This is a genomic window from Streptomyces himalayensis subsp. himalayensis, assembly GCF_013778455.1.
In the GTDB taxonomy this organism is placed as follows: Bacteria; Actinomycetota; Actinomycetes; order Streptomycetales; family Streptomycetaceae; genus Streptomyces; species Streptomyces himalayensis.
In genome coordinates, this window is the sequence record NZ_JACEHE010000047.1 from 24,883 (window position 1) to 44,029 (window position 19,147).

Annotated in this window: 15 protein-coding genes, 1 pseudogene and 1 riboswitch; of the genes and pseudogenes, 11 read left to right on the plus strand and 5 right to left on the minus strand. The window is 70.2% G+C overall.

The window, feature by feature from the left end; genetic code table 11:
* Positions 1-795: a DUF3159 domain-containing protein gene (locus H1D24_RS38545; RefSeq protein ID WP_181662410.1), complete on the plus strand. Its 795-nt coding sequence runs from the start codon at positions 1-3 to the stop codon at positions 793-795.
* A 265-nt stretch (positions 796-1,060) separates the two neighbouring features.
* On the opposite strand, the gene H1D24_RS38550 is transcribed toward H1D24_RS38545, so the two are convergent.
* The 3 genes from H1D24_RS38550 to H1D24_RS38560 form a co-directional block, all read right to left on the minus strand.
* A complete protein-coding gene (locus tag H1D24_RS38550) occupies positions 1,061-1,738 on the minus strand; it encodes a potassium channel family protein (protein WP_181662411.1) in 678 nt (225 codons plus the stop codon).
* Positions 1,738-2,406: a potassium channel family protein gene (locus tag H1D24_RS38555; protein WP_181662412.1), complete on the minus strand. Its 669-nt coding sequence runs from the start codon at positions 2,404-2,406 to the stop codon at positions 1,738-1,740. Before H1D24_RS38555 ends, H1D24_RS38550 begins: the two co-directional genes overlap by 1 nt.
* Before the next feature lie 243 nt (positions 2,407-2,649).
* Positions 2,650-3,174, minus strand: a complete 525-nt coding sequence (locus tag H1D24_RS38560) for a hypothetical protein (protein ID WP_309484607.1) — start codon at positions 3,172-3,174, stop codon at positions 2,650-2,652.
* A 256-nt stretch (positions 3,175-3,430) separates the two neighbouring features.
* Here H1D24_RS38560 and H1D24_RS38565 point away from each other — a divergent pair, with 256 nt between their 5' ends.
* From H1D24_RS38565 to xynA, 3 genes are all read left to right on the plus strand, one after another.
* Positions 3,431-5,479, plus strand: a complete 2,049-nt coding sequence (locus H1D24_RS38565; protein WP_181662414.1) for an APC family permease — start codon at positions 3,431-3,433, stop codon at positions 5,477-5,479.
* 163 nt (positions 5,480-5,642) lie between these two features.
* Complete coding sequence (locus tag H1D24_RS38570) at positions 5,643-6,971, plus strand: class I SAM-dependent RNA methyltransferase (protein WP_181662415.1); 1,329 nt, start codon at positions 5,643-5,645, stop codon at positions 6,969-6,971.
* Positions 6,972-7,669: 698 nt separating this feature from the next.
* A complete protein-coding gene (xynA, locus tag H1D24_RS38575) occupies positions 7,670-8,413 on the plus strand; it encodes an endo-1,4-beta-xylanase XynA (protein WP_181662416.1) in 744 nt (247 codons plus the stop codon).
* 356 nt (positions 8,414-8,769) lie between these two features.
* Here xynA and H1D24_RS38580 read toward each other — a convergent pair whose 3' ends face one another.
* Both H1D24_RS38580 and H1D24_RS43275 read right to left on the minus strand, forming a co-directional pair.
* Entirely contained in the window at positions 8,770-13,233 is a 4,464-nt protein-coding gene (locus H1D24_RS38580) for a cation-translocating P-type ATPase (protein ID WP_258564665.1), read from the minus strand.
* A gap of 156 nt (positions 13,234-13,389) precedes the next feature.
* Positions 13,390-13,536, minus strand: a pseudogene (locus H1D24_RS43275) (transcriptional regulator); the annotation flags it as partial.
* Between H1D24_RS43275 and H1D24_RS38585 the strand changes: the two are divergent.
* The 7 genes from H1D24_RS38585 (at position 13,496) to H1D24_RS38615 (ending at position 19,124) form a co-directional block, all read left to right on the plus strand.
* The gene (locus tag H1D24_RS38585) at positions 13,496-13,954 is read left to right on the plus strand and encodes a hypothetical protein (RefSeq protein ID WP_508481450.1); all 459 of its coding nucleotides are present in this window, start codon (positions 13,496-13,498) and stop codon (positions 13,952-13,954) included. The pseudogene H1D24_RS43275 and the gene H1D24_RS38585 overlap by 41 nt on opposite strands.
* Before the next feature lie 311 nt (positions 13,955-14,265).
* Positions 14,266-14,421, plus strand: a riboswitch (cyclic di-AMP (ydaO/yuaA leader).
* Positions 14,422-14,423: 2 nt separating this feature from the next.
* On the plus strand, positions 14,424-15,146 hold the full coding sequence (locus tag H1D24_RS38590; protein WP_181662417.1) for a transglycosylase SLT domain-containing protein: 723 nt from the start codon (positions 14,424-14,426) through the stop codon (positions 15,144-15,146).
* A gap of 282 nt (positions 15,147-15,428) precedes the next feature.
* A complete protein-coding gene (locus tag H1D24_RS38595; RefSeq protein WP_181662418.1) occupies positions 15,429-15,923 on the plus strand; it encodes an inorganic diphosphatase in 495 nt (164 codons plus the stop codon).
* A 76-nt stretch (positions 15,924-15,999) separates the two neighbouring features.
* Positions 16,000-17,112: a baeRF2 domain-containing protein gene (locus H1D24_RS38600; protein ID WP_181662419.1), complete on the plus strand. Its 1,113-nt coding sequence runs from the start codon at positions 16,000-16,002 to the stop codon at positions 17,110-17,112.
* Positions 17,113-17,203: 91 nt separating this feature from the next.
* Positions 17,204-17,359, plus strand: a complete 156-nt coding sequence (locus tag H1D24_RS38605; protein WP_220137712.1) for a MerR family DNA-binding transcriptional regulator — start codon at positions 17,204-17,206, stop codon at positions 17,357-17,359.
* Positions 17,360-17,731: 372 nt separating this feature from the next.
* Positions 17,732-18,157 carry a CBS domain-containing protein gene (locus H1D24_RS38610; RefSeq protein ID WP_181662420.1) on the plus strand — a complete coding sequence of 142 codons (426 nt, stop codon included), beginning with the start codon at positions 17,732-17,734 and terminating at the stop codon, positions 18,155-18,157.
* A 442-nt stretch (positions 18,158-18,599) separates the two neighbouring features.
* Positions 18,600-19,124: a hypothetical protein gene (locus H1D24_RS38615; protein WP_258564666.1), complete on the plus strand. Its 525-nt coding sequence runs from the start codon at positions 18,600-18,602 to the stop codon at positions 19,122-19,124.
* The last annotated feature ends 23 nt before the right edge of the window (positions 19,125-19,147 follow it).

A 19,147-nucleotide genomic window follows, 5' to 3' on the forward strand; every position in this document is an offset into this window, starting at 1 on the left:
GTGACGTCCCTCGACAAGCCGACCGACCATCGGACCACGGACGGGGGCGCCGAATCCACCGACTCCAGGGCAGTGACCGAGGCCGCACTCTTCGAGGCCTTCGGCGGTGTGCGGGGCATGGTGGAGACGGTGCTCCCGGGCCTGCTCTTCGTGGCGATCTACACGATCAACAAGGACCTGCACACGTCGGCCATCGCGGCCCTCGGGGTGTCCCTGCTGCTGGTCGTCGTCCGGCTGGTCATGAAGGACACCGTCAAGCACGCCTTCAGCGGCGTCTTCGGCGTCGCCTTCGGCGTGGTCTTCGCGATGATGACCGGCAACGCCAAGGACTTCTACCTCCCGGGCATGCTCTACACGCTCGGCCTGGGCCTCGCCTACATCATCACGACACTCGCAGGCGTCCCGCTGATCGGCCTCATCCTGGGCCCGGTCTTCAAGGAGAACCTCTCCTGGCGGACCCGGAACCCCGGCCGCAAGAAGGCGTACGCGAAGGCCAGTTATGCCTGGGGCCTGATCCTGCTCGCCAAGTGCGCGATCCTCTTCCCGCTCTACTGGTGGGCCGACACCACCCAGCTCGGCTGGGTCCTGGTGGCGCTGAAGATCCCGCCGTTCCTGCTGGCGGTCTGGCTCACCTGGCTGTTCCTCGCCAAGGCGCCCGCGCCGATCGACGTCTTCGCCGAGATGGAGGCGGAGGAGCACGCCAGGAAGGCGAAGGAGCAGGAGAAGCCGGGTGCGGGCGAGGAGTCGGACCCGGACCGCAAGACCGCGGCGGGGCGCCACCGCCGCGAGGCGTAGGGCCGCGCGCGGCCGGTACGGCGGCCGCAGCAGGGCCAGGGCCCTGCCATCGCAACGACGGAGGGGGCGCCCGGAATCATTCCGGGCGCCCCCTCCATGTTTGCCCGCCGTCGCGGGTGTGCCGCTGTGCCCACGCTCCCACGAGCTCTCGGCTTGGCACGAGCAGGTGGGAGCCCTATCGCCCAGCGGCACGACTGCCCGCAGCGGCGGCACGCCCACAGCAGCGGCACGACCCCCCACAGCGACCAGCGGCTAGCGGCTCGCGTCAGCTCGCCGCGTCCTCCCGGCGTACCGACAGCAGGTCCTCGAGTTGTTCCTCGCGGGCCTGGGCAGCCACGAACAGGAGCTCGTCGCCCGCCTCCAGGGAGTCCTCCTGGGTGGGGGCGAGGACCCGATTGCCGCGGATGATCGTCACCAGCGACGTGTCCTCGGGCCACTCGACATCGCCGACCTGCGTGCCGGCCAGGGCCGACTCGGGCGGGAGCGTCAGTTCGACCAGGTTCGCGTCGCCGTGGCTGAAGCGCAGCAGGCGGACCAGGTCGCCGACGCTGACCGCCTCCTCGACCAGGGCCGACATCAGGCGCGGCGTGGAGACGGCGACGTCGACGCCCCACGCCTCGTTGAACAGCCACTCGTTCTTGGGGTTGTTCACGCGGGCGACGACCCGCGGGACCCCGTACTCGGTCTTCGCGAGCAGCGAGACGACGAGGTTGACCTTGTCGTCACCCGTGGCCGCGATGACCACGTTGCAGCGCTGCAGCGCCGCCTCGTCGAGCGAGGTGATCTCGCAGGCGTCGGCGAGGAGCCACTCGGCCTGCGGTACGCGCTCGACCGAGATGGCGGTCGGCGCCTTGTCGATGAGAAGGACCTCGTGCCCGTTCTCCAGCAGCTCGCCGGCGATGGAACGACCCACCGCACCGGCTCCGGCAATGGCGACCCTCATCAGTGACCGCCCTCCTCAGGACCCTCGGCGAACGCCGCCTCGACCTTCTCGACGTCGTCCGTACGCATCATCACGTGGACGAGATCGCCTTCCTGCAGAACCGTCTGCGAGGTCGGCAGAATCGCCTCGCCCAGCCGCGTCAGGAACGCGACCCGGACCCCGGTCTCCTCCTGGAGCCGGCTGATCCTGTGGCCGACCCAGGCCGGTGACGTGTGTACCTCGGCGAGCTGCACCCCGCCGGTGGGGTCGCGCCACAGCGGCTCCGCGCCGGACGGCAGCAGGCGCCGCAGCATCTGGTCGGCGGTCCAGCGGACCGTCGCCACGGTCGGGATGCCAAGACGCTGGTAGACCTCGGCGCGGCGGGGGTCGTAGATCCTTGCCGCGACGTTCTCGATGCCGAACATCTCGCGGGCCACCCGGGCCGCGATGATGTTCGAGTTGTCGCCGCTGCTGACGGCGGCGAAGGCGCCCGCCTCCTCGATGCCGGCCTCGCGCAGGGTGTCCTGGTCGAAGCCGATACCGGTGACGCGGCGGCCCCCGAACCCGGAGCCCAGACGACGGAACGCCGTGGGGTCCTGGTCGATCACGGCGACCGTGTGCCCCTGTTGCTCCAGGGTCTGCGCGAGAGCGGAGCCCACTCGTCCGCAGCCCATGATGACGATGTGCACCTGACCTCTACCCCGCAGTCCTCGTCACCCTGCTGACCTGCGAAAACAAACTGCTCACTCTTCTCTCTCAGTAGGCCGGGCAACAACCGGGCAACCGCGTACGGCGTTGCCCGTTGACGAGCTTATGACGCAACCCTTGCGTTGCCCTCATCCGCGTACGTGTTTGATCGGAGCAGCACCGATCGCGCGGAGGGCGTGCGCCGTCCGGCCGCGCGCCTAACGGAGGTGGGCGGCGTACCGCCGTCAGTCGGCGCCCACGGCGTCGGCCTGCAGCCGCTCGACGAGCCCGGCCCGGTGCAGTCGGGCCACGGGCAGCACGAGGTCAGGGTGGCGCAGCAGAGGAGCCGCGTTCCTCTCGTATGCGTCGGGGTCGGTGAGGCGCCGGAACTCGACCGGTGAGGCTCCCATGTGCTCGGACCCGGTCAGCGCCGCCACGGCCGCGGCCGCGAGCGCGGGGTCGGTGAGCAGTGAGGCCGCCCAGCTCGCCACGACCTCGTCCACCCAGGTGCGCCACGCGTGCTCGTCGGCGTCGAGCTCACCGGCGTCGGCTCCCACGAGCCAGTCCAGGCGCCCGGCGCCGCCCGGTCCGACGAGCGTCACCAGCGAGGCGTCCACCGCGGTCGGATAGCGCAGCCAGGCGGCCACGGTCGCCGCCTGCCGGGCCTGCGCCTCGGCGAGTACGGCATTGAGCGCCCCGGAGGCCGGAGGATAAGCGCGGATCAGCCACTGGGTGGTGGCGGCTATGACGGACGGAAGGCCGACGGACACGCTGCCCGACCTCCTCTCGTTAGATGTGGACATTGCGTGACAAACGCCCGCCACCGTACCTCGCCCGACGCCCGCACCTGCATGACGCACGTCACGTCGCCGGTGCACATCGGGCCTTTCGAGGACCTGGATCACGGCGTGGTCCGCGCCCTTCGCGGCCGATGTACGCATGTGTGGGTGTCCTCCTATGGCCATCCTGCGAACGTGTGGGGTGGTGGGTGGGCGATCCCCCGTTCGAACGCTTACGATCCTCTGCGTGTCCAAACTGACCGACGTGCCCAAACGGATCCTGATCGGGCGCGCACTGCGCAGTGACCGGCTGGGAGAGACACTCCTGCCCAAGCGCATCGCACTCCCCGTTTTCGCCTCCGACCCGCTCTCCTCCGTCGCTTACGCGCCCGGAGAAGTCCTGCTGGTCCTGTCGATCGCGGGCCTGTCGGCGTACCACTTCAGCCCCTGGATCGCGCTCGCCGTCGTCGTGCTGATGTTCACGGTGGTGGCGTCCTACCGGCAGAATGTGCACGCCTATCCCAGCGGCGGCGGCGACTACGAGGTGGCCAACACCAACCTCGGGCCCAAGGCCGGCCGCACGGTCGCCAGCGCCCTCCTTGTCGACTACGTCCTGACCGTCGCCGTGTCGATCTCGTCCGGCGTGGAGAACCTCGGCTCGGCCATCCCCTTCTTCGTCGAGCACAAGGTCGCATGCGCTGTCGGCATCATCGTGCTGCTGACGCTGATGAACCTGCGGGGCGTCAAGGAGTCCGGCAAGCTCTTCGCCATCCCGACGTATGTCTTCGTGGCCAGCGTCTTCATCATGATCATGTGGGGTGCGTTCCGCGGGATCGTCCTCGACGACACCATGAAGGCCCCCACCGCCGACTTCGAGATCAAGCCGGAGCACCAGGGCCTCGCGGGATTCGCGCTCGTCTTCCTGCTGCTGCGCGCCTTCTCCTCCGGCTGTGCCGCGCTGACCGGCGTCGAGGCCATCAGCAACGGCGTGCCCGCCTTCCGCAAGCCCAAGAGCAGGAACGCGGCGAACACGCTCGCGCTGATGGGCGTCCTGGCCGTCACCATGTTCTGCGGCATCATCGGCCTGGCCATGGTCACGAATGTCCGCATGGCCGAGAACCCCGCTCACGACCTGCTCCGCGACGGCGCTCCGGTCGGTGAGGACTACGTCCAGAACCCGGTGATCACGCAGGTCGCGGCTGCCGTCTTCGGCGACGGGACGTTCTTCTTCATCCTCCTCGCCGCGGCCACCGCGCTGGTGCTGTTCCTCGCGGCCAACACCGCGTACAACGGCTTCCCGGTGCTCGGCTCGATCCTCGCGCAGGACCGCTACATGCCGCGCCAGCTGCACACCCGCGGCGACCGGCTCGCCTTCTCCAACGGCATCGTGCTCCTCGCGGGCGCCGCCGCGCTGCTCGTCTGGATCTACGGAGCCGACTCGACCCGCCTGATCCAGCTCTACATCGTCGGCGTGTTCGTGTCCTTCACGCTCAGCCAGACCGGCATGGTCCGGCACTGGAACCGCCATCTGAGGACCGAGACCGACCCGGCGAAGCGCCGCCGCATGATCCGCTCCCGCGCGATCAACACCTTCGGCGCCTTCTTCACCGGCCTCGTCCTGGTCGTCGTCCTCGTCACCAAGTTCACGCACGGCGCCTGGGTCGCCCTGCTCGGCATGGTGATCTTCTACGTGACGATGACCTCGATCCGCCGCCACTACGACCGCGTGGCCGAGGAGCTCGCGGCCCCCGAGGGCCCGGCCGACGACATCGTCCGCCCCTCCCGCGTCCACTCGGTCGTACTCGTCTCCAAGATCCACCGGCCGACGCTGCGCGCCGTCGCGTACGCCAAGCTGCTCCGCTCCGACACCCTCGAGGCGCTCAGCGTCAATGTCGACCCGGCGGAGACCAAGGCCCTGAAGGAGGAGTGGGACCGGCGCGGCATAGACGTACCGCTCAAGGTCCTCGACTCGCCGTACCGCGAGGTCACCCGGCCGGTCATCGAGTACGTCAAGGGTCTGCGCCGCGAGTCCCCGCGGGACGCGATCAGCGTGATCATCCCCGAGTACGTGGTGGGCCACTGGTACGAGCAGCTCCTGCACAACCAGAGCGCGCTCCGGCTCAAGGGCCGGCTGCTGTTCACGCCCGGCGTGATGGTGACCTCCGTGCCCTATCAGCTGGAGTCCTCCGAGGTGGCGAGGAAGCGGGCCCGCAAGCGCCAGGAGTGGAACGCGCCCGGTTCGGTGCGGCGCGGTCCCGTGGAGAAGCGGCCGAAGGAGCCGAGCGCCAAGAGCTGACCTGGCGCCGACGCTCCTGTGGTGAACGGCCGGACGATACCCAACGTAGACTGGTGGGCTGTTGTCCGGCCGATTCTGACGTGCGCCGACCGTTCGCTTCGTAGGTCGTCCGTTCGTTTCTCGCGCCGTCCGTTCGTTCCTTACGTTGTGGAGTCACCCCGCCATGCAGGCAGAACCGAAGAATTCGCTGGTGGGGGAGGAGTACGAGGTCGAGATCGGCCCCGTCGCCCACGGTGGCCACTGCATCGCCCGTACCGACGAAGGGCAGGTGCTGTTCGTACGGCACGCCCTGCCCGGAGAGCGGGTCGTCGCGCGCGTCACGGAGGGCGAGGAGGACTCCCGCTTCCTGCGCGCCGATGCCGTACGGATCCTCGAGCCGTCCAAGGACCGCGTCGAGGCGCCCTGCCCGTACGCCGGTCCCGGCCGCTGCGGCGGCTGCGACTGGCAGCATGCCAAGCCGGGCGCGCAGCGGCGGCTGAAGGGCGAGGTCGTCGCGGAGCAGCTGAAGCGCCTCGCGGGCCTCACGCCGGAGGAGGCCGGCTGGGACGGCACGGTCATGCCCGCCGAGGGCGACAAGCTTCCCGCCGGGCAGGTGCCCGCGTGGCGCACGCGCGTTCAGTACGCGGTGGACGAGCACGGGAAGGCCGGTCTTCGCCGCCACCGTTCGCACGAGGTCGAGCCGATCGAGCACTGCATGATCGCCGCGGAGGGCGTCAGCGAGCTGGGCATCGAGCAGCGCGACTGGACCGGCATGGCGTCGATCGAGGCGATCGCCGCGACCGGCTCCCAGGACCGCCAGGTGATCCTCACGCCCAAGCCGGGCGCCCGCCTGCCGATCGTCGAACTGGACAAGCCGGTCTCGGTGATGCGGGTCGAGGAGAAGGACGGCGGAGTCCACCGCGTCCACGGCCGGCCCTTCGTGCGCGAGCGCGCCGACGGCCGCACCTACCGGGTCGGCAGCGGCGGGTTCTGGCAGGTCCACCCGAAGGCCGCCGACACCCTCGTCAAGGCCGTGATGCAGGGCCTGCTGCCGCGCAAGGGCGAGATGGCGCTCGACCTCTACTGCGGCGTGGGCCTGTTCGCGGGAGCCCTCGCGGACCGGGTCGGCGAGAAAGGCGCGGTGCTCGGCATCGAGTCCGGCAAGCGCGCGGTCGAGGACGCCCGCCACAACCTGGCCGACTTCGACCGGGTCCGCATCGAACAGGGCAGGGTCGAGTCCGTCCTGCCGCGCACCGGCATCACCGAGGTCGACCTGATCGTCCTCGACCCGCCCCGCGCCGGCGCGGGCAAGAAGACCGTCCAGCACCTGTCCTCACTGGGCGCCCGCCGCATCGCCTACGTCGCCTGCGACCCGGCGGCGCTGGCCCGCGACCTGGCGTACTTCCGCGAGGGCGGCTACCGGGTGCGGACGCTTCGGGCGTTCGATCTGTTTCCGATGACGCATCATGTGGAGTGCGTGGCGATTCTGGAGCCCGCAGGAAAGGGCGCCTGACCTGCTGCTTTGCAGTGGAGGCGGGAGGTCTCGACCTGTTTCGGGGGATCCAACAGGTCGAGGTTTCTGCCATGGCTTCACCTGCGATTTGTGCTCGGGCGACGGGTGGGGCGGCATCGGCGTGCTTGGTTTTCGGAATTCTTGACGCTCGTATGACGCTCATGATCTGCCGGTGGAGTCGACCGGCAGGGGGTCGTGAGGGCCGTTGGGAAAGTGCCTGGATTTCGGATGGCGACGCTTTGGCTCTGATCCAGGCCGCGAGCCTGTAGGTGCGTCACGCAGCGGCACGAGGAGGGGACCACGGAGGGCCCCGAGAGGCTCCGAAAGTTTCGAAAGCGACGCGAAGAAAGTTTTGAAAACCCCGCACACGCTGGCGTTCTGTCCCTCCCGGATTCCATTCCATCCCTCACGCCGGTTCGTGTGAGAGGCGGCTTGACCAGCGAAGGCGCACTCATCAAGGCTTCCTCTGGTTAAGGAAATGTTTCCGAAAGGCTGTCGAAAGCGTTGACAGGGTCATGAGGCTCTACGAAAACTATGGCCACCGAACGACAGGAGTCCGTCGTTCCCCTCGCGTCATGTGACCGGGGACGCCGGTCGGTCGGTACTGCACGACGACGGGCGACCCCCGCCGTGTTCCATGCAAGGCCGCCGGGCAGCAGAAGCCGCCCGGTCCCCACCAGCCTTCATCGGGAGGATGCATGCAGCAGGACGGCACGCAGCAGGACCAGATCCAGCAGAACCCCGCTCCCCTCAACGGCGTGAGCCGACTCAACGGCATGAGCCGACGAGGCTTCCTCGGCGGCGCCGGCACCGTCGCGCTCGCCACCGCGTCCGGGCTGCTGCTGCCCGGCACCGCCCATGCCGCCACCACCATCACCACCAACCAGACCGGCACCGACGGCATGTACTACTCGTTCTGGACCGACGGCGGCGGCTCCGTCTCCATGACGCTCAACGGCGGCGGCAGCTACAGCACCAGGTGGACCAACTGCGGCAACTTCGTCGCCGGCAAGGGCTGGAGCACCGGCGGACGCAGGACGGTCCGCTACACCGGCTACTTCAACCCGTCGGGCAACGGCTACGGCTGCCTCTACGGCTGGACCTCGAACCCGCTGGTGGAGTACTACATCGTCGACAACTGGGGCAGCTACCGGCCCACCGGCACCCACAAGGGCACCGTCTACAGTGACGGCGGCACGTACGACATCTACCAGACGACCCGGTACAACGCCCCGTCCGTGGAAGGCACCAAGACCTTCCAGCAGTACTGGAGCGTCCGGCAGTCGAAGGTGACCAGCGGCTCCGGCACCATCACCACCGGCAACCACTTCGACGCCTGGGCCCGCGCGGGCATGAACATGGGCCAGTTCAGGTACTACATGATCATGGCCACCGAGGGTTACCAGAGCAGCGGAAGCTCGAACATCACGGTCAGCGGCTGACCGCTGTCCGGCGAACAACCGGCTGCGGGCCCCGTCCTCGTGACGGGTCCCGCAGCCGTGGTCGTTGCGGACGGCGGGGTGGGTTCAAGGCGGCCTCGAACTCCTGGCACTTTGGCGTCCCAGCCACGGCGCGACGCTCAGCAACTCGTTGCGGGAACGTCATCGCGTGGGCGGACCGGCCTCAGGTTCCCGCTTCCTCCACGACCTCCTGGGCCGGGCCGCGCAACTCGTCCAGCGACTCCGGCGGACGTCGCCGAAACTTCTCCCGGTACAGCGCGAGGTCCTCGGAATCCACGCCGGCGCCGTGAACCCCGTGGCCACAACCACCGTGGGAAAAGGCAGCCTTGGGCCTGCTCCTACCTCTGCCCCCCGGCCGCGGCGGACAGTGCCTCCGACTCCGCGAGCCGACGGGTGAGCGGTTGCAGTGCGGTGTGGAGGAGGGTGGCCGCGGCGATCGCGGCGAGCGTGATGCCCCAGGCGAACGGGCCCAGCGGGGTGGAGCCGAAGAAGTGGCTGACGCCGGGGATTTGGATGATGCCGATGAGGGCGGCGGCCGAACCGAGGCCGGCGAGGAGGACGTTGCGGTCCAGACTGCCGCTGGTGAGGGTCTGCGCGAGTTGGGTGCCGACCACGGCGGCGAGGGCGACGGTGCTCGCGCGGCGCTCGGTGCCGGTGATGCGGGCGACCACCCAGGCGAGGCCTGCACCGAGGGCGGTGGTCAGGCCGCGCAGCAGCATCTCCTGGTTCAGCGCGGCGCCGAGCGACTGGTGGGGGCCCTCCTGGAGCAGCTGCTCCCCGGCCTCTTCGGCTGGTGCCCGCACCGCGATGGCGACGGCGGGGGCGAGATCGGTCAGGAGATTGACCAACATGATCTGACGGGCGTTCAGCGGGGCGCTGCCGGTGACGGCTGAGGCGAGCACGCTGAAGGTCACCTCGCCCAGGTTGCCGCCGATGAGGATGGCCAGCGCCGTCCTGACTGAGGTCCACATCGCCCGGCCTTCGGTAAGAGCGGCGACGATGGTCTCCAGCCGGTCGTCGCTGATGACCAGGTCGGCGGCCGCAGTGGCGGCAGGGGTGCCCCGGCGCCCGAGGGCGATGCCCACGTCGGCGAGGCGGATGGCGGGGGCGTCGTTGGCGCCGTCGCCCGTCATCGCCACGGCCTTGCCCAGACGTTGGTACGCCTGGACGATGCGGACCTTGTGATGCGGGCTGCAACGGGCGATCACATCCACGGTCGGCAGCAGGGCGTCGAGTTGGTCGTCGCTGAGGTCGTCCAACTCCGGCCCCGTACACACGACATGCTCCGCTTGCCCGGTGACGGAGGCGGCGATGGCGTCGGCGGTGGCGGGGTGGTCGCCGGTGAGCATGACGGTCTGCACCCCCGCCTCGCGCAGCCGAGCGGTGGCCGGGGCGGCACCGGGGCGCACCGGGTCGGCCAGGATGAGGAAGCCGAGGAAGGCCAGGTCGTCCACGGCCTCGTCGGTGAGCTCCTCGCCCGCCCGCAGGGGGCGTTCGGCCACGGCGAGTACGCGGCGGCCGGCACCGGCGAGCTCCTCGGTGGCGGCGGTGAGTTCCTTGCGTGCGGCGTCGTCGAGGGCGATGTCCTTGCCGTCCCAGGACCGGTACCGGCAGCGAGCCAGGATGTTCTCCGGTGCACCCTTGACGCTGAGCAGCAGGCCGCGCTGGGTGCGGCCGGCGGTGGCGTGGTAGGAGCGGGCGGATTCGAAAGGCAGATCGTCGGTACGGCGCCAGCGGGGAGCGCCGCGGGTCACCGACACCCGGGCCCGGCGGGCCCCGGAGGCCACCGCGTGGTCGGTCTGGTGGGCCATGGGCTCGGCATGGCGGGCGGGCGGGGTGGCGCGCAGCGCGGCGCCCAGAATCACCTTGTGGGAGAGAGGGAGCCGGTCGACGGTCAGAGGCCGGTTCCCGTCGCTGACGGCGGTGAGTTGGAGCCTGCCCTGAGTGAGGGTGCCGGTCTTGTCGAAGCACAGCACGTCGGCGCGGCCGAGGGCCTCGATGGTGCGGGGGTTGCGCACCAGGGCGCCGTGGTCGGCCAGGCGGCGGGCGGCGGCCAGCTGGGCGGCGTTGACCAGGAACGGCAGCCCTTCGGGGACGGAGGCGACGGCCAGGTTCACCGCGGAGGCGAGGCTGTTGGACAGTGGCTGCCCGTGCAGCAGCGCGGATCCGGTCACCGCGGCCGCGGAGGCGATCGCGACCGGCAGGCTCGCCTTGGTCAGCTTGTTCAGGCGCACTTCGACGCCGGTCACCGGGGCCGCCTGGCGGGCGGTGGCGATGCTCCGCCCGACCTCGGTGGCCGCCCCGGTGGCCACGACGACGGCCGTCGCCTCCCCGGCGGTGACGGTGGTGCCTTCGTAGAGCATCGAGGTGCGGTCGGTGATCTGCGCGGCGACCACCGGCGCCGGGTCCTTCGCCACGGGCAGCGACTCGCCGGTCAGCGAGGACTCGTCGACCTCCAGTCCCTCGGCCTGGAGCAGTCGGCAGTCGGCGGGTACCACGTCTTCGGGCCGCAGCGCGATGACGTCCCCTGGCACCAACTCCTCCGCGGATACCAGCAGTTCGGCACCTGCACGGCGCACCCGCGCGCCGAGTGCGGAGCGGGCGGTCAGCTCGGCCAGGGCGCGCTCGGTCCGTACCCGTTGGACGCCTCCGACCAGCGCGGAGGTGGCGGTGATCCCGGCGACGAGCGCGGCGTCGGTGCGGGAACCGACGGCGGCGGACAGGGCGGCCCCGGCGGCGAGCACCGGGGTGAGCGGGTTGGCCAGCTCGTCGATGAACGCCGACGGGAGGCTGGTGTGCAGCGGCTCACGGCCCAGCGACGTGTCCGTGGCTCGCGCCGCGGCCTCCTGGGCGGTCAGTCCGTCGAGGTTCGTGTTCAACCGCTCCAGCACCCGCGAGGCGGGCATCAGATGCCAGGGGATGGTTTCGACGGCCGGGGTGAGCGGGCGGGAGAGCAGCTGCCGGGCCCGCCAAAGGCCCAGGCAGAAGGCGATCGCTCCGGCGGTGTTGCCCGCGGCCTGGCCCCGTGAGCACGCCATGGCCGGCGGGGCCTGCAAGGCCGCGACCGCGCCGACGCCGCTGCCGCCCGCGGCCAGCACGGCGCTGTCCCGGTCCACCTGCCGGGCCACCCCGACACCGGCCAGGATCAGCGCGGCCGCCTCCAGGTCGTCGCCGATCAGCAGGTGGGCGCCCCAGGCCGGTGGCTCACCCTGCAGGTGGATCCCGATTCCGCAGTCGGAGGCCCCCAGCGCCCGGCGGTTGCCCGAGATCAGCAGCACCACCGCGCCGTCGGCCTGCAGCCCGCGCACGGACGCCACCAGTCGCCCACCGGCGGGCACCATGGCGTCGACGAAGCCGAGCGCCGGGTCGGGTTCGTCGGCGGCGAGCACCACGCGGATGCCCGAGCGGCGGGCGGCCGTCGCCAGGGCCTGCGCACCCGGCAGCACCTGCGCGGACACCCCCGCCACCGCTTTCAGGCGCCCTGCCTTGGACAGGCCGAGGATCTGCTCGCTGCCCCGCCGTCGCAGCCGGGCCGCGGCCTGGCGCCCGGCCGGCTCCGACGCCTCCAGCGGGCCCAGCACCCAGCCCTCGTCGTCCTGGTGCATCCGACCGGGTGCTTCCGGGTCGAACAGGGCGAAGAGCCGGTCGGAGATCTGCTCAGGATCGGCCCCCCTCAGCGGTACCAGATCGGTCAGCTCGTGCCGGCCGCTGCGCAGCGCCTCCAGGTCCAACACCACGGTGTCGACCTGGCCGAGCCGGCGCAGGGCGCCGCGGTCCATGGTCACGACCCCGCGCAGCGACAGGAACCGGCCGAGACTGGTGGCGAACCCCTCGCGTCCGGCCTCCGGCGCCTTCGGCACGCTCGCCAGCGCCACCGCCAGCCCGCGCCGCCAGCCGGCATACGGCGCGGCCGCGGCGCCGGCCAGCGCGCCGAGGCCCATGGCCCGCTCGGCATAGCGTGCCGTGACGTCCCGGTGCACCGGACCCGGCCGCTCCACCACGATGGGCTCGGCCGCCGCGTCCTCCGGCTCGCGCATCAGGTGCGGCTCGGCCGCCCCCCACGCGTCGCGGTCCGCGTTCGCCTCCCGCCACTGCGAGATTCGCGCGACGACGTCGAGTACCAGCCCTCCGCCGCGGGTGGCCACGCCCTGGGCCAGCGCGTTCAGCACCGGCAGCACCGACTCGGCCTCCTCCCGGCCGGTCAGGCCCCGCGCGGTCCACTTCCGCAGCCGAGGGTGGTATTGGAGGGCCGAGGCCACCGCACCGACTTCGGCCGGCAGCGGTGTCCACGGCGACAGGCGCGTGGCGAGGGAGAGCAGCAGCCCCACCGCGTCCGCGGCCAGCGCCGGGAGCTCCTTCCGCCTGCGTGGCCCTTCGCTCGGATGGTGCGGCTCCGGGCACCACTCGTCGAACTCGCTCGGCTCCGCCGGCGCCGCCATGCCGTGTGCCTCCGCATGCGCGACGAGCCGGATCAGCTCCCGCTCGGACGGGGGCGGCGAGCCCAGCGCCACCACCACCCGCTCCGACGGCGCGTTCACCCGAGCCCACTCCACACCCGGATGCTCCTCCAGGGCGCGCTCCACCAGCCGGCCCACCCGCATCCCCCGGGGGCCGTGCACGCCGTGGACCTCGATGTGGCACCGCCCCGGCCGCGACCACACATCGCGCCGGTCGAGGCCGACCAGGAGCGCGGTCGCGTCCGCCACGCCGCGTACCCCGAGGGCCACCCCGCCCGCCACACCACCGGCCAGCGTCCCCAGCACCGAAAGCGCCGGAAGGCGCATGTTCGACAGCGGCGACATCTGCGGTGACCTCCCCAGCCGGTCCTGCCCATTTCACGGTAACCGCCCCCATGGAAACGGCCAGCGGGGCGAACATCCGTAGCAGCGAGCGCGCCGCGTCGTACGGGCAGCAGCGAGCGCGCCGCGTCGTAAGGCGGGTGCGCTCCGGATCGGTGTGAGAGGGGTCAGGATCCGCAGCCGGGAGGGAGTGGCGAGGGCCTGGAGCGTGGCGGCCACATCGGCGGCGCCCACGGTCTCGAGGCCCTCGCGTGCCGTGGCGGCGGTGTTGGTGTCAGCTCCGTGGCCCGTTACCGCCGGCCGCAAGCTCCTGGTCGTCGGAGACGGAGCCAACGACGCCCCGGCCTTGGCCGCCGCCCACACCGGCGTCGCCATGGGCAGGGCACGCTCGGACCTCACGCTGGAGACCGCCGACGCGTTGATCGTCCGCGATGAACTCACCACCGTGCCCGCGGTGATCGCGCTCTCCCGCCGGGCACGGCGCTTGGTGGTGCAGAACCTCGTGATCGCCGGGGTGTTCATCGGCGGCCTCGTCGCCTGGGACCTGGTGGGCACTCTTCCGCTTCCGCTCGGTGTCGCCGGTCACGAGGGCTCCACCGTCATCGTCGGCCTCAACGGACTGCGGCTGCTGAGGGAGGCGGCTTGGCAGCGGGCCGCCCTGGAGGGCGACCCGGTGAGCAATCCCACTGACCATATATGGGCGATTTATTCGTTTTCTCACTAAAGCTCGTATTAAGCCTGTTGGTCCAACTTGCAGTGATTCACTTGGGGTTGCGAAGAGAGGAATTCCCACGAAACCGTGATATGCCTCACTTCAGGGCGAGCTGACCGTTCTCTGCCGTTCCCACGCCCTCGTCCATGTCGTCGTCAGACAAGGGGAGTTGGGCTCCCCGGCGGCCGACGCGTAACCGCATCTGTCCCGGCTTGATTCGCAATGGGGATTTCTCTGTGATTTCGGCCCTTGTTCCGGTCGGGCGCTCTCGCTTACGTTCGCGCCAATCCGGGGGTCCGCGCCGAATCCTGCCGCCGCCCGGAAAACCGCAATCACCCACGTATGGCAGGAGCGGGGAACCCAGGTAAGTCGCCGATCCGGAAACCGGACCGGCTCGGGGTGAAGTCGCAATCACATGCGGCCGGGCATCTCCAGCCCGAACCCGACAGCTCACCTCGCAGGCGACGGAGAGGAATTCGTCATGCGCGCAAACGGCAAGCACCGTCGTCCCAGGACCAATCCATTCGCTCGAGGCCTCATGGCCATGGGCGTGGGTGGTGCCGTATTCGCCGTACCGTTGGCGACCGCGGCCACTGCCGACGCGGCTCCGGCGGCGCACTACGCGACCGCCGCAGCGGCGCTCTCGCCTGTCGTCGCCGCCCAGAAGGGCAGCCCGACGACCTACACGGTGGTTGCCGGCGACACCCTGGCCAAGATCGCGGCCGCGCACAACCTGAAGGGTGGCTGGAAGAAGCTGTACGAGGACAACAAGGCGATCATCGGCAGCGATCCGTCGAAGATCCGCGCCGGCCTCAAGCTGACTCTCGGAGAGAAGGCCACGCCGACCACGACCACCGTCACGCCGGCATCCGCGAAGACGTACACCGACAACCTGGACGGTTGGATCAAGGAGTCGTTGGACGTCATGGCCGCGAACGGGATTCCCGGCACCTACGACGGAATCCACCGGAACATCATGCGTGAGTCCTCGGGCAATCCGAAGGCCATCAACAACTGGGACTCCAACGCCGCGAAGGGAACACCTTCCAAGGGTCTCCTCCAGGTCATCGACCCCACGTTCCAGGCCTATCACGTGCCCGGTACGTCGATGGACATTTACGACCCGGTCGCCAACATCACTGCTGCGTGCAACTACGCGGCCGACAGGTACGGATCGATCGACAACGTCTTCGGCCCCTACTGACGTCACTGCTCTTCCTGCCGTATCCGCTCTGCTTTCCGCACCGACGTAATCGCATTCCGCCGGAGATCACGGCAGGAATCCCGCACCGGGTATCCGGCCGTGCGCAGGCAAATCCAGGAAAACGCGCGCACCGATTCCGTTCATGGCCGATCCCACGGGGTAGCCGGACGGCAGGAAGCGGCCGACCTGCGATGCGACACAAGGGGACCCCCACCTGGACCCGCGCCTGTGAGCGGCCGGGTCCCGGTGGGCGGGCCGAGGACGCGGACAAGGAGAGCCACCGTGGAATTCGACGTGATCGTGGAGATCCCGCAGGGCTCCCGCAACAAGTACGAGATGGATCACGAGATGGGGCGGATCCGGCTGGACCGGATGCTGTTCACTTCCACGAAGTATCCGGCCGACTACGGATACATAGACGGCACCCTCGGCAGCGACGGCGACCCCCTGGACGCCCTGGTCATCACCGGTGATCCGACGTTTCCCGGCTGCGTCATCGAGTGCCGCGCGGTCGCGATGTTCGTCATGCGCGACGAGAAGGGCATGGACCAGAAGGTCCTGTGCGTGCCCGCCCATGATCCGCGCTACGCCGCCACGCAGGACATCGGCGATGTCCCGGAGTTCGACCGGCTGGAGATCACCCACTTCTTCGAGGTCTACAAGGACCTGGAACCCGGCAAGTCCGTCGAGGGTTCCCACTGGGAGGGCCGAGAGCAGGCCTACGCCGAGATCGAGGCGTCCCGCCGACGCGCCGCCGACCATCAGACCCTCGTGTGAAGACCCTCGTGTGACCAGGGGCGACGGCACCGGCACCGGCACCGGCAAGGACAAGGGGTGAGGCCAGGAGGCAACCGTGAAGCTGTCCTTTCTTGAACCGCTGTACGCACGGCCGGGTCCCTACGCATGTGCCTATGTGGATACGTCCCGCGACATCGAGGACCCTGAGACAGCCAACGACCTGCGACGACGTCATGTGCGGGACGACTTGACCGCACAGGGGGCCGATACCGCCACCGTCGCAGCCGTGGCCGCCGTGATCGGGACCGACAGGACCGTGCCGGGCCGGCACGGCCAGGCGATCTTCGCGGCACAGGGGCGGCTCGCTCTGGTGGAGGAGCTGCCCGATCCGCCCGTCCGTGACCTGGCCGAGTTCACCTCACTGCCGGACGCCATGCCGCTGGCGGTTCAGCACGCACCGGATATTCCGTACGCGGCCGTCGTCGTGCACCGCGCCGACCTGAGAGGCGAGACCGGCGCCCAGGAGGAACTGCAGGTCGACCTGGAGACGGGTCGGTGGCCCATCAGCAGGGTCACCCCCGGCACGCATTCCTGTCGGCGGATCCCCGCAGCGGACTGGCAGAGGGGCGTGGCGCAGGTCGTGGGCGAGCTGGAGGAGCTGGCTGACCGGGGCGGTGCGGAGGTGATCGTCGTGTGCGGGGAGGTGTGGGCGCGTGGCGTCCTGCTGCACAGGCTGCCCCGGCGCCTGAGCGAACGCGCGATCGTCGCCGAGGGCGGCGCGGGTGAAGGCGACGGGGGCCGGGCGTTGCTGGAGGAGGAACTCGAGGAGGTGTTCCGCGGACGCATGGCGGTGCGGGACCGGGCCCAGGCGGAGACGTTCATGGCGCACAGGGCCCGGTACGGGAGCGCGGCGGAGGGCATGGGGGCCACCGTCGCCGCGCTGCAGCGAGGCCAGGCGAGGTCCCTCCTCGTGAACGAGCACACGGAGTTCGACGCGCGCGTGTGGACCGGGCCCGCGCCGATGCACATCGCCCTGTCCCCTGTGGACCTGCGGTCCTTCGGCGTGAACGCCGTCGAGGAGCAACCGGCCGATGCCGCCCTGATCCGCGCAGCCGTCGGTACGGGCGCCGAGCTGGTCGTCGTACCGCCACACGAGGAACCGCGGCTGGCAGACGGGGTAGGCGTGCTGCTGCGCTACTCGGACACGGCGACGACCTGGGTGTCGTAGTCCCTGGGGCCGCGCAGGTGACCCCCCCATCCCTTGAAACTGACGTTACGTCACCTTCTGGCGTGAGTCCTGCATCCCTGGGAGGAGACGGATGGCAGAGACGGACGAGAGCATGCGGAAGATCGGCGAGCTGGCGCGCGAAACCGGCCACACCGTACGGACACTGCGCCACTACGGCCAGCTGGGCCTGCTCTCGCCGTCCGGGCGTACGGCCGGTGGAGCTCGCCGAACTCCACCGGAGGCGTGAGCAGGTGTTCGCCGGGCTCGGCGAGGAGGAACGGCAGCGGCTGACGGAACAGCGCCGGCAGATGATGCCGCCGACCGTCATCGGGGCGGACGCGGACGGTTGAGCGCCGCTGTCGCGGCGGCCGTGGAGGCGGCGCGCCGACGGTGAGGGGATCGCCACCGCGGGCGGGTAGCGCCGACTGCCTCGGATGCATCGTGGATCGGCCGGAGTGAGAATGGATCTGGGCCAAGGCACAGGAGGCGACCAGGGGAGTCGTGGCAGACCAGGGATGCCGTGGCGGACCAGAGATACCGTGGCAGATCAGGGATGCCGTGGCATCCTCGCGCCTCCGCAGGCCGATCCGCTGCCAAGGAGGCTGCCAAGGAGGCTGTCATGACCAGTGCGCGAGACGTCATGCACACCGGTGCGGACTGTGTGGGCGAGCACGAGACGCTGGATGCCGCGGCACGGCGCATGCGGGACCTCGATGTGGGCGCGCTGCCGATCTGCGGTGACGACGACAAGCTGCACGGCATCATCACCGACCGCGACATCGTGGTGAAGTGCCTGGCCGCCGGGGGTGATCCGACGAAGATGACCGCCGGCGAACTGGCGCAGGGCAAGCCCGTCACGGTGAAGGCGGACGCGGACATCAAGCAGGTGCTGGAGACCATGGAGGAGCACCGGATCCGCCGTGTTCCGATCATCGACGAGAACAAGCGGCTGGTCGGCATGATCAGCGAGGCCGACCTGGCGCGCAACCTGCCGGAGAAGGAGGTGGGCCGGTTCGTGGAGGCCGTCGTGGCGTACAGCATCTGACCTGCTGCGGCAGAACCTCTCCACACGATCACGCACCACACCTTGAGGACGCGGATGTTGCCGGAGCGCCGTGGGCGGCGCTGCCTGCCTCGCGAGCCGGTCCCCCGCTCCGTTCCGCGCGCGGCGGGTCCCTTCCCCTCAGGCGGTTCGCCATCGAGGTCCGCCGCGCTGCGGCTTCAATCGGCCCCACGGCCCCACGGCGATCGGACAGTCGTCCCATGGGTGAAGTCGTGACGCCGGACATGTGGGCGGATTGTGAACGCGCCACCACATGCGAACGCATTTCCACGAAACGCCAGGCTTCGCCACCCCTTCCGCGCCGTAGAAATATCTACCAGCATGAGCGCGTCGGACCCGGTGCACCAATCCGAACAGGTTTGTGCCCATTGGGAGTTGATTCTCCGTCCGATCATGCCGAGCAGATGTTTTATGGAGGAGGGTCATGAGGAATTCGGCCTCGAGGCAAGCCATGGAGTGGCTCGCCGCGGCCGCGAAGGATCCCCGCGCGTGCAAACGGGAGTGGGAATACGGCGAACACGGGACGGTGGTACTGGCTTCCGGACGGTTCTGGGACGTGCTCAGCGTTCCCGAGGAGCTCGGCCTGCTCACGCTCGACACCCTGCTGCGCACCCCGCAGTACGAGCCCGGGCCGACACTCGCGGACTTCGCAGCGCACAGAGTCGGCTTCTTCCTGCCGCCGGATCCGGCCTGCCGCTGGATCGGCTCCGGCATCCGCTACGCAGGTAAGGGATCCTGGGTCGCCGTGCCTCCCCCTTACCGGTCCGGACGCTCTCTGCAGTGGCTCGTTCCGCCCGACGGCAGCGGCGACCTGCACACCCCGGCCGCCCTCGAACTGGCGCTTCGTCAGGCGACGGGCGAGCTCGCCGTCATCATCAGCCGGGCGGAGGCCCGACAGGGTGGTCACTCGGAGTTCTTCCGGCCGCACGACTCGCGGCCTCAGGGCTAGCGCCCCGGGTCCACGCTCTCGGG

Excerpts from the sequence above, each read along its gene's own strand:
- H1D24_RS38610 (WP_181662420.1), top strand. The coding sequence starts at position 17,732 with ATGACCAGTGCGCGAGACGTCATGCACACCGGTGCGGACTGTGTGGGC.
- H1D24_RS38590 (WP_181662417.1), top strand. The coding sequence starts at position 14,424 with ATGCGCGCAAACGGCAAGCACCGTCGTCCCAGGACCAATCCATTCGCT.
- H1D24_RS38550 (WP_181662411.1), bottom strand. The coding sequence starts at position 1,738 with ATGAGGGTCGCCATTGCCGGAGCCGGTGCGGTGGGTCGTTCCATCGCC.
- H1D24_RS38580 (WP_258564665.1), bottom strand. The coding sequence starts at position 13,233 with ATGTCGCCGCTGTCGAACATGCGCCTTCCGGCGCTTTCGGTGCTGGGG.
- xynA (WP_181662416.1), top strand. The coding sequence starts at position 7,670 with ATGCAGCAGGACGGCACGCAGCAGGACCAGATCCAGCAGAACCCCGCT.
- H1D24_RS38570 (WP_181662415.1), top strand. The coding sequence starts at position 5,643 with ATGCAGGCAGAACCGAAGAATTCGCTGGTGGGGGAGGAGTACGAGGTC.
- H1D24_RS38615 (WP_258564666.1), top strand. The coding sequence starts at position 18,600 with ATGAGGAATTCGGCCTCGAGGCAAGCCATGGAGTGGCTCGCCGCGGCC.
- H1D24_RS38605 (WP_220137712.1), top strand. The coding sequence starts at position 17,204 with ATGGCAGAGACGGACGAGAGCATGCGGAAGATCGGCGAGCTGGCGCGC.